Below are 10,216 nucleotides of genomic sequence, written 5' to 3' on the forward strand. Positions count from 1 at the left end.
AACAAAAAATAAATGAGAGGGATAGATTTGATTCATTAATCAATTATTACCTATTTCCTGCATTTTGTTCATTTTGCTCACGGTAAATATACTGTCTTAACGGTCTACCGACATTGCCGTAATGCTGTACCGCCTCTACTTGCTCCGTTGCAACTAAATACTCCATATACCGTCTCACAGTAGAACGGCTCATGCCCAACGCGTCGCTAATCGCAGTTGCTGTCATCGGTCCGGTCGCTTGATTTTCAAGATATCCAATAATCTCCTGCAGTGTGAGCGGGTCAATGCCTTTCGGTAGTTCTCCAGTCTCCCTTTCGATCTTGTTTTCTCCAGACATCATCCTGAATAATCGATCCACTTCTTGTTGCTTGAACGGACCAGGCCCATCGATCCGTTTTCGAAACTCTACATATGCATGTAAGCTTTGGTTGAAACGCTGCTGATCTACCGGTTTAATAATAAAGTCAAAAGCCCCTGCCCTCTTCGTTTCAACAATCGTCTTCCTATCATTCGCCGCAGAGACGACGATAATGTCAATTGATGGATATCGAGCCTTCAAACTATTAAATAAGGTCAGCCCTTCCGTATCGGGAATATATAGATCAAGAAGCACAAGCTGCGGCAATTGTTCGCAGCCTTCCAAAAACCATACTGCCTCTTCGGCCGATTTTGCAATATGTGTCACGCGAAATGGTTGAATGTTTTCCACGATATCTTTATGTATTCCCGCAATCCAAAAATCATCTTCAATAATGAGAACTTCTATAATCTGATTCATTTTTTCAACTCCTTCTTTGGAATGACTAAGATGAATAATGCACCGCCAAGCTCACTTTTTTCAAACATAATTTCGCCGCCTACTTCGCGAAGCACTTTTCGGGTTAACGCCAAGCCTGTCCCTCGTTCGTCTCCGCCTTTCGTAGAAAATCCTTGGGCAAACAATTGGTCGGCCGCATCTGGAGGAATGCCGGGACCAGAGTCCTCAACCTCGAAGTAAATCTCTTCTCCCCAATCGGTAAAGTAGACAGAGATTTCCCTCTTTTCAACTTGGGAAAGTTTTATGGATTCAATCGCATTTTCAATAATATTCCCCAAACCTGTTAGCAGAGCGGTCTGCTTTTGTCCTTTAACTACATCCGTTAATTTGCTATCTTCTTGAATCTTCAGCGTAATGCCCACTTCATTCGCCTGGCTATACTTCCCTTGCAATAAACCGTGTATGACCGGATCAGCAACGCGGTCTGCCAAAAATGTGAGCCAATGATTTTGCAATTCGCTTTCCTGTTTAATGAAAGCTTCCGCTTGCTCTATCTTATCCAACTGAAGCAATCCTAATATTGTATACAGTTTGTTCGAAAATTCATGTGCCTGCGATCGTAAAGTGTTCGCATATTGCTTCATTTGCATCAATTCTTTCGTCAAATGTTCGATATCTGTTTTCCTGCGAAATGTTGCGACGACGCCGGCAAACGAGCCATTTTCTTCAATCGGTGTCCGATTTGCTAACACGATTGTCTCGCCTAACAACATCTCTTTATCTGTCTCCTTCTTATTTTGAAATAAATGACTATAAATGGATTGATCTACTTTCCCATCATTCGAAAGCATATCTTTAGCGGCTTTGTTCAGCATCGTCAACTCGCCATATTGATTGAATGCAATAATTCCTTCTTTTGTCGACTGCAAAATTGCTTCCTTTTGCAACAGCAGTTCTGAAATTTCTTCAGGCTCCATATCGAAAAGCAGCCGTTTTATGTAAAAGGAAATGCCAATGGCGCCGAGAATTCCTAAAATGAAAACGAATATAATAGCAATCCAGATCGTAGACTTTTCCTCGCTAATGATCGCATCTACGTTTTCATTCAGAAAGCCGACTGAAACAACACCAATTATTTCGCCTTCTTTATTGACAATTGGCACTTTGCCTCGGAGGGCAGGGCCTAAAGTGCCTGTCTGCTTCGTTATGTACGATTCTCCATTGCGGAGTGCACGTTCATTATCGCCGCCAACCATCTTTTCACCAATCCGTTCTTGAAGCGGGTGAGAAAACCGGATGCTCTCCTTATCGCCGACTACGATATATTCTGCATTCGTTGCTTGCTGAATCGGGCTGACGATCCTCTGTATTTTACCTTCCGGATCATTATGCTCAAGAGCAGCGATCACTTCATCCATTTCCGCAACTGAAGAAGCTACGTTCAATGCCCGTTTTGCTACTTGATTTTCATTCGCCTTCACCAGCATTTGATTGAAAAATATTCCTAACACGCACAAAATACAAATAAGCAACAGGCTAATTAGCAAGATCATCTTCATACGTAAACTGTAAAAACGCTTATCATTTGGGACAGATCTTGTTGGACTAAGCATCCTAAAAACCTCCTCTTCAGCCACCATCATCCTGTTTCTTTAATCTTATAACATCGATTTTATCATGCTTATAGACTCCAAACAAAAACCCCCTCCAAAGCCTTATTCGGACTTGGAAAGGGGGTTAACAAAAGTGTCGATTGATTTTAAATCACTACCTGCTGGGTTTTGGAAAATACGGAGTCCGAATTCCCCTGCAACAGCAAATAAATGATCAAAAATATCGGCTTGCACATTTTCATAAACTGCCCATTGCACACTATTCGCAAACGCATAAATTTCGATTGGCAGACCATGTTCCCCGGGGGCAAGCTGGCGAACCATTAATGTCATTTCCTTATGAATCCCCGGATGATGCTGAAGATATTCGCTAATATATGCCCGGAAAACTCCGATGTTTGTCATAGCTCTACCGTTTACGATATTGCTGCGATCAACCTTATTCTGACGATTATATTCTTCAATTTCATGCTCTCGTTCGGCAATATAATCCGCAAGATAGTGGATTTGTTTATAGCGCTCAATCATTTCCTCCGTGCAAAATTGGATGCTTGACGTATCAATATACAATGCACGCTTAATGCGTCTCCCGCCGGATTCCTGCATTCCACGCCAGTTGATGAATGAATCCGAAATGAGCGCATAGCTCGGTATCATCGTCACGGTCCGATCAAAATTTCGCACCATCACCGTATTCAAGGATATATCAATGACATCTCCATTGGCACCGTATTTCGGCATTTCAATCCAATCGCCTACCCGAACCATATCCGTCGCCGACAGCTGGATACCAGCTACAAGACCTAATAGCGAATCTTTAAAGACTAACATGAACACAGCCGAAAGCGCACCGATTCCACTAAGTAAAATAACCGGGTTTTTCCCCATTAAGTTAGCGATTACTAAAATGATGCCAATGATGACGACAACAATTTTGGCAACTTGTACATATCCTTTGATCGGTTTCGTTTTCGATATTTCGTATGTTTGATAAATATCATTTAATACACTTAATAGACGATTGATGACACTAAATGCCACAATCATAATATATGTGAGCGCCAACGTTTCGATCATACTTTTATACGTCGGGAAAGTTCGAGCGAAATAATAAATGATAATTGCTGGTACAAAATGGGATAATCTGCGGAACACTTTCCGTTCCAACAAAATATTCCCCCACTTAATATTGTGCTTTTTAATAATATGGGCGATGAACCGAATGATCACTTGTTTCGTAATCAAATTCGCGATGATACAAAGGAGAGTGATGACAGTAATCAGAATGATGAATGAGAAAAGATCAACCCATGCTTCATCCACTCCTAACCCTAACAACCATTTACGAATAAAGACCATTTGCTTCCTCCCGTTTTTCACTTCGTTTCAGCACCTTCTATTATAACAGGATTAGCAGATCGTCTCATCGATTGGCAATCTCCCCTACTGCTTTTTCCATGTAGTTTGGACATTACTGCCATAGGGATACTGGGGTCAATGATCAACGCGATCTGGAAGTCATTCGTTGAAACAGCTAAACAACTGACAAATGCAATTGTAGAGGAAATGATTAGTGTTGAACTGAAAAGAGTAGAAGCACAAAAAAGCCGGAAGCCCATTTACGAGCTTCCGGCCTTTCTTATGACTCGCTCCAACTTCCAATAATCCTACGTTTTTCACTTCTAATAGAAGAAACATTTCCTATTAAAAATACTCTTTTTCAATTTCAAGTGTACTGCGGACTGTGTTGATTGGCCTTACTGCAGCTTCAATCTGTTCACGTTTCCCTTCAAGGAATGGCGGCAATGATAAAATTTCTCCAACGGTCTCGTACGGTTCATCCCCCATAAAGCCTGGGCCATCAGTTGCCCATTCAAACAGAATGCCAGGTGCTACGCGAGCGTATAATGACTCGAAAAAGAAGCGATCAACATACCCGGAAGTACTGAATCCAAAGCTTTGCATACGCTCAATCCATTCTTCCAAGACACTTGTATCTTCCACTCTGAAGGCCGCATGATGCACCGTGCCAAATCCTTGGCGGCCATTTGGAAGCAATGCACTATGTTCCACAATTACTTGTGCACCATTTCCACCTTCACCAACTTCAAACAAATGGAGCGATCCTTCTTTTGCAATTTCATGAAAGCCCATAACCGTCTCAAGCATTTTTTTAAAGTAATCAAAATCTGCAATGCGGACGTGAATCGGTCCTAAACCAGTAATCGCATACCCAAGAGGAACAGGACCTTTTTGCCACGGCGTGCCAGCAGCGACTCCCTTATTATTTTCATCTGAAATTAACATATATTGCTGGTCATCGAAATCGACAAAAGAAATCGTCTTTTTGCCGAACACTTCTTTAATACCACTGTTTTTCACATCGTATTTCTCAAAACGCTTGATCCAATAATCCAATGCTTCGTCTGACGGAACACGAAAAGCCGTTTTGTATATTTCATTCGTTCCATGCGTTCCTTTCGGGATGCCCGGAAAATCGAAAAACGTCATATCCGTACCCGCGGAACCTTTATCATCCGCGAAAAATAAATGATACGTTTGGATGTCATCTTGATTTACTGTTTTTTTTACTAACCGCATGCCTAATGTAAACGTAAAAAATTCATAGTTTTTCTCTGCACTGCTCGTAATCGCAGTGACGTGGTGGATCCCTTTCAAACCGTTCATATGACTCTCTCCTTTTAATATTCATTCTACCCAAAAATCGTAAAGACAAGTTATCGCTAAAAAATGCTTTCTGTTTAGCAATTACAACGTAAATAATCGTCATTTCACTTTAAAATATCTCGAATTCAAGATAATAATAACACGACCTATAGAGATGGTCAATATTTTTACTTTGGTTGAAGAACGAAAGAAACAGAAATCCCTGTCAGCCAAATTCACAAAACAAAAAATCCCTTCCAAATCGATCATCAGATTTGGAAGGGATTTTTCCTTTGTGAATGGTTGTAGCAACTTTACGTCAATCAGTATCCTCTGCTATATACTTTCTTATCGTCCGGTAATAAATATAATATTGTCCAATCGCAAGCAACAATAAAACATTCAGCATCCCGAACTTCCCAATCGGTAAAATCAAAAAGAAACCTGCAACGATGGGCAGTGCGATCGTGAAATAAGAATAGACTTTCTGTGTCGCACGTCTCGTAACATCTTCGAACAATTCATCATCGTTCATATACTCCTGTGGTTTCAAGGACGAGAATTTCAGCTTATGATCTGTATTGCGTTTGTTATGCTGATGGAGTTTCCATCTAAATAGAGCAAGATAAATTAGTAAGATTGCGAGCCAAATGGCAAAGTACCAAAAGCTGTTACCTTCCATTGTAAACTCAAATAGAAAACTATCTGTGCTATTTGTCAATTTATAATCTGATGCAATTCCAATGATCGTTGTAATACCGATCAGCAATAAAATAAACCCCATCTGCCAAAGCGGATACGTAAACCTCATATCACCCTTCATTTCATTCCTCCCCTTCCAACCAAAATACTTCATTAATATCACATTCGAGCGCCTGCGCAATTTTCAAGGCTAATGTGACCGAGGGGGAAAACTCCCCTTTTTCAATAAAACCGACCGTTTGCCGTGTGACACCGACAATTTGGGCAAGATCACTTTGCGTATATTCATGACGGGCACGCAGCTCCCGTACTCTGTTTTTCAACATGTCAATTCCTCCTACACATAATGTACACTATACTTAACATAAGGTAAAGTATTATTTACATTATGTTGTGGATAGTTAACAATGAAAGAATGATCGTTCCTCATTGCTACACGTCCATTGTTTAATATACGATTTCGGCAATAACAAACCCCTTCCAAACCTATTATCAGGTTTGAAAGGGGTTGATTCATTTCATTAATGGACGGTGCGGATGATTACATCATGCAGAGAATATCTGTTACCTACGGCGGCGGTACATCAAGGTTTTCAGGAAAAATTAATACCGAGAAGTTAATCCAGAAGTGTTGAAAACTGGTGGTCACGATTTATTAATCGCTATGAGTTTAAATATTCATACAGTACAAGGTGCATTTGCTACTCTTTCGATTAACGAAAGCATAAATGCAAAAGTCATTTCAGATCGCCTGGACTCACGCTGACATAAAAACGTTGATGAATAGTTATGTACATGCCCTGAAACAAGCTGATGAAATAGCTACGAAAAAAAATTAGACAACGCCCTTTTCGGAACCAAAAAAGCATTACTAAAAATTAGCTAAAATCAACTGAAATCAAGGTTTTGCCGTAAAAAATCGGCGAGAATAAATTTTCTTATTATGAAATAGAAAAAAACGCTCAACCCTTATGAGGCAAGCGTTTTTGTTGATGATTCCGACTGTGTTCGGACCAGCGACCTCCACACTGTCAAAGTGGCATACCCTTACCGAACAGATACGAACAATCTTGCTAAAACCTATATTATCAAAGTCTTTGAAATGATAATGCGACCGATTCTAATAAAATATGAGCGTTGTTGGCAAGCTGCCTGCAATAACAAACCCTTCTTTTCGAGAGGGGTTTGTTTTTTTACAACGATAAAAACTGGAGTTTTTTGGCTCATCTTTATTAGTTTATATGAATTATACTTTTTCGGAAAAACAATTCTTTTATATAAATGAACTGTAATAAGATAATAGGCCGTATAAACAAATAGAAAAATAACGATCGGTAGCCAAATACGATAATACGGATCGATTACAATAAAGCCAAAAATGTTCATTCCAATGAAAACATGAACCATACCAACAATAGCTGGCGCCAAAAATACGATGAGTAGCTCTTTATAGATGGACTTCGTTAATAACATACGACGAACACCTATTTTATGAAGCATTTCATATCGCGAAATATCTGTTGATGCACCTGATAGAATTTTAAACATTAAACAGCTTGCCATCATGGCCAAGAAGGCAATTCCTAAGAAGAACCCCATAAATACCATGCCACTAGCTACCGTATAAAACTCATTGTAAATTTCATATTTACTTAACGAAGGCTCCGCATTCATCTTTTTATATTTAGCTAACTGCAATTCATCAAGCCTTTTCCATTCTTTTATATGTGCAACGAAATCGTCTGTTTTACCAGTAAAAATAATGCCTTCTTTTCCTTGTAATTGATGGTACATGTTTTCATCAATTATTTTTATTGGCTTATCTATATAGATCGGCATCATATCGATTAAAGCCGTTTGCCATTCATCAGGGATCATCTCTGTATTTTGTTTAGGTTCTTGACTATAATCTGACACCGCTCCTACGGGCAGGTTTTCGGAAACACGCTTTCGTTTATCGCTATTTTCCTCACCGCCCCCAACAGGTATTAATGGGGGATTTTTTACTAGATCGTCTTTTACATAATAAAAGAAGTGATTGTCAACTTTATATCGATACTCATTTTTCTCCACGAAAGGAATATTATTCAGGATTTTCATTTCTTTTGCTGTTGGGTTCATAATTACGGAATCATAAATTGCATAACGGTCAGTAGATTTAATGACATTATTTTTAAAGGCCATTCCGCCAGAAATGGCTCCTGCCCCAAGAGCAATTAGCATTGCTACTGTAGCTAACATTCTTGTTAAACCATTAATACGGAAAGTTAGCTGAGCAAAGGTAAAAGCATTCAATCCTTTTTCACTGCGTTTTTTAACCTCCTTTAACTTCTTTACAATAAACGGAAAGGCCGCAGCGAAGAACAAATATGTTCCTGCTGTTATTAAGAGCGCCGCAATGAAAATCCCTGGTATCTTTAACTCTTTTAAATAAAATATAGATAGATAACCCATACCTAACAAGATAACCGAGAATAAATCAATCACACCCGCCATTTTTCCTTTAATCATCACAGCATCTGCGTAGGTATCCCCTTTAACAAGTTGCAGAACTGTGTTCCGCGATAATTTAACCCCGTTCGTCATGGCAGATAATATAAATAACACAAAAAAGAAAATAAAAGTAACCATTATGGATGGTAAATAGATCGCCTGATATCCAGTTGCGGTAAATTCAAGTTGTTTCATTAGTAAATGGCCAATTCCCAGTGCAAGGCCTGCTCCTACTATAAGTCCAACCACTAGGGATGCTAAACCAGTAATCATAGTTTCGGTAAACATTAGTAATATAACCTTATGCTTTTTTGCCCCTAACGTCATATACATCCCAAACTCTTTCCGACGAAGAGACAGCAAGAAAGAATTCGCATAAAAGATATAAAAAAACGTAATGATGGCAAGTAAAACGGAACCTGTTTGAAAAACATAGACAATTGATTTAATGGTTGCATTTGCTTCAAGAAATGCTTTATTTAGGGCTAAAGTTTGAAACATGTAAAAAATAGCTATGGACATGACAAGTCCAGCGAGTAACACAATGTAATCCCTCAGCTTATTTTTTAATCCTGAAATGGAAAGTTTAAATATCATCGGAAACCTTCACCATCCAAGCCTGCTAGGACATCTAATATCTCTTTGTAAAATGTTTCACGTGTTCCACTGCGATGAATTTCTTTATACAATTCTCCGTCACGAATGAATAAAATACGCTGACAATAGCTTGCACTATACGCATCATGCGTAACCATTAAGATGGATACATCCTGTTTTTCGTTTAGATCTACCAGCGCATGTAATAGACTTGTTGCGTTTTTCGAATCGAGTGCCCCGGTCGGTTCATCTGCTAAAATCATTGCTGGATTATGAACTATTGCACGTGCTGCCGCAGTACGCTGTTTTTGTCCACCCGAAATCTCCGCTGGATATTTAGGTAGAATAGCTGAAATTCCTAGCATAGCCGCTACCTTTTCTACTTTTGAGTTGATTTTTCCTGAAGAGACACTTTGTAGTGAGAGAGGTAACGCAATATTTTCATACACAGTCAAGTTTTCAAGTAAATTAAAGTCTTGGAATATAAACCCTAATTTTTGCGACCGAAAATCAGATAACTCATTTTGCTTCATTTTTGTAATATCTAGTCCTGCAATTTCAATCGTGCCATTTGTCGCTTTATCTAATGTTGAAATGACATTTAGTAATGTCGTTTTCCCAGAGCCAGATGGTCCCATAATACCAACAAATTCTCCATCTTGAATGGAAAAGGATAATTTTCTTAATGCATGTGATTGGTTTTCTCCTTTTTTTCCATATACCTTTTGGACGTTTTTAACATCAACTACAAGTTTCTTCATCATCTTACCTCCACTGCCTAATTACTTTCCTAAAATTTTCTTTACCTTTTCAGGAACGTCCTCTTCTGTTACTTGCTCGTATTCATAAACATATTTACCTTTTACATGGACTTTCAAATAACTATTTTCGGGGAAACTTTTAACAGAAGACGTTATTTTAATTTCTTCTACCTCTCCGGATTCCTCTACGCCATCTAATTTGAACATATAGCGATACTTAAAATTTGGATCGGTTTTTCCTTCTTTGTCTACAAGGACATACACATCTTTTTCTTGAATAAATGGGTTAAATCTGTCGCGATTTTCCTCGCCAATTAGAGCTAATGCACCAATTCCAATAACGACCATCCCAAGTGTCGAAAGCAATAACTTTTTCAGTTTTTTCATCTTCTACTTCCACCCTTCTTTTTCTTTTGAGCCCTTTTAGTTATCAAGGAAAATGTTCCTTGAATAATTCCAAGTATAAAGTCGGTTTCTTAATAAAAAATGGGGAAAACTATTAAGAATTTCTTAAACCTATAAATTCCGCAAAAAAAGGGGCTGTCCAGAAAGTCAGTGAAAACTGATTTTCTGTGATAGTCCCTTTCTGGTTGGAGAATAAATGGGGAACCCCTGACAACCGTCGC

General features: G+C 38.9%; 10 protein-coding genes. 1 reads left to right on the plus strand and 9 read right to left on the minus strand.

Annotation, left to right across the window (positions count from 1 at the left end):
• Positions 1–46: 46 nt before the first annotated feature.
• From ACFQ38_RS14240 to ACFQ38_RS14250, 3 genes are all read right to left on the minus strand, one after another.
• Complete coding sequence (locus ACFQ38_RS14240; protein ID WP_381481726.1) at positions 47–778, minus strand: response regulator; 732 nt, start codon at positions 776–778, stop codon at positions 47–49.
• Positions 775–2,370: a sensor histidine kinase gene (locus ACFQ38_RS14245; RefSeq protein ID WP_336825572.1), complete on the minus strand. Its 1,596-nt coding sequence runs from the start codon at positions 2,368–2,370 to the stop codon at positions 775–777. Before ACFQ38_RS14245 ends, ACFQ38_RS14240 begins: the two co-directional genes overlap by 4 nt.
• 102 nt (positions 2,371–2,472) lie before the next feature.
• Entirely contained in the window at positions 2,473–3,729 is a 1,257-nt protein-coding gene (locus tag ACFQ38_RS14250; protein ID WP_336825570.1) for a mechanosensitive ion channel family protein, read from the minus strand.
• Between the two features lie 138 nt (positions 3,730–3,867).
• On the opposite strand from ACFQ38_RS14250, the gene ACFQ38_RS14255 reads away from it, so the two are divergent.
• Entirely contained in the window at positions 3,868–4,035 is a 168-nt protein-coding gene (locus ACFQ38_RS14255; protein ID WP_336825568.1) for a hypothetical protein, read from the plus strand.
• Between the two features lie 39 nt (positions 4,036–4,074).
• Here ACFQ38_RS14255 and ACFQ38_RS14260 read toward each other — a convergent pair whose 3' ends face one another.
• The 6 genes from ACFQ38_RS14260 to ACFQ38_RS14285 form a co-directional block, all read right to left on the minus strand.
• Positions 4,075–5,058 (minus strand): ring-cleaving dioxygenase, encoded by a 984-nt coding sequence (locus ACFQ38_RS14260; RefSeq protein ID WP_381481729.1) that lies wholly within the window; start codon positions 5,056–5,058, stop codon positions 4,075–4,077.
• A gap of 298 nt (positions 5,059–5,356) precedes the next feature.
• Positions 5,357–5,860, minus strand: a complete 504-nt coding sequence (locus tag ACFQ38_RS14265; RefSeq protein WP_381481731.1) for a hypothetical protein — start codon at positions 5,858–5,860, stop codon at positions 5,357–5,359.
• Position 5,861: 1 nt separating this feature from the next.
• Positions 5,862–6,065, minus strand: coding sequence for a helix-turn-helix transcriptional regulator (locus ACFQ38_RS14270; RefSeq protein WP_381481733.1), 204 nt, complete (start codon positions 6,063–6,065; stop codon positions 5,862–5,864).
• Positions 6,066–6,819: 754 nt separating this feature from the next.
• Positions 6,820–8,829, minus strand: coding sequence for an FtsX-like permease family protein (locus tag ACFQ38_RS14275; RefSeq protein ID WP_381481735.1), 2,010 nt, complete (start codon positions 8,827–8,829; stop codon positions 6,820–6,822).
• Positions 8,826–9,590, minus strand: coding sequence for an ABC transporter ATP-binding protein (locus ACFQ38_RS14280; RefSeq protein WP_381481737.1), 765 nt, complete (start codon positions 9,588–9,590; stop codon positions 8,826–8,828). Before ACFQ38_RS14280 ends, ACFQ38_RS14275 begins: the two co-directional genes overlap by 4 nt.
• Before the next feature lie 21 nt (positions 9,591–9,611).
• A complete protein-coding gene (locus ACFQ38_RS14285; RefSeq protein ID WP_381481739.1) occupies positions 9,612–9,977 on the minus strand; it encodes a YxeA family protein in 366 nt (121 codons plus the stop codon).
• Positions 9,978–10,216: the final 239 nt, after the last annotated feature.

Source organism: Sporosarcina contaminans, assembly GCF_042679045.1.
Classification (GTDB): domain Bacteria; phylum Bacillota; class Bacilli; order Bacillales_A; family Planococcaceae; genus Sporosarcina; species Sporosarcina contaminans.

What these genes read in the sequence shown, in the direction of transcription:
- ACFQ38_RS14240 (WP_381481726.1), bottom strand. Translation starts at nt 778, where the DNA reads ATGAATCAGATTATAGAAGTTCTCATTATTGAAGATGATTTTTGGATT.
- ACFQ38_RS14245 (WP_336825572.1), bottom strand. Translation starts at nt 2,370, where the DNA reads ATGCTTAGTCCAACAAGATCTGTCCCAAATGATAAGCGTTTTTACAGT.
- ACFQ38_RS14250 (WP_336825570.1), bottom strand. Translation starts at nt 3,729, where the DNA reads ATGGTCTTTATTCGTAAATGGTTGTTAGGGTTAGGAGTGGATGAAGCA.
- ACFQ38_RS14255 (WP_336825568.1), top strand. Translation starts at nt 3,868, where the DNA reads ATGATCAACGCGATCTGGAAGTCATTCGTTGAAACAGCTAAACAACTG.
- ACFQ38_RS14260 (WP_381481729.1), bottom strand. Translation starts at nt 5,058, where the DNA reads ATGAACGGTTTGAAAGGGATCCACCACGTCACTGCGATTACGAGCAGT.
- ACFQ38_RS14265 (WP_381481731.1), bottom strand. Translation starts at nt 5,860, where the DNA reads ATGAAGGGTGATATGAGGTTTACGTATCCGCTTTGGCAGATGGGGTTT.
- ACFQ38_RS14270 (WP_381481733.1), bottom strand. Translation starts at nt 6,065, where the DNA reads ATGTTGAAAAACAGAGTACGGGAGCTGCGTGCCCGTCATGAATATACG.
- ACFQ38_RS14275 (WP_381481735.1), bottom strand. Translation starts at nt 8,829, where the DNA reads ATGATATTTAAACTTTCCATTTCAGGATTAAAAAATAAGCTGAGGGAT.
- ACFQ38_RS14280 (WP_381481737.1), bottom strand. Translation starts at nt 9,590, where the DNA reads ATGAAGAAACTTGTAGTTGATGTTAAAAACGTCCAAAAGGTATATGGA.
- ACFQ38_RS14285 (WP_381481739.1), bottom strand. Translation starts at nt 9,977, where the DNA reads ATGAAAAAACTGAAAAAGTTATTGCTTTCGACACTTGGGATGGTCGTT.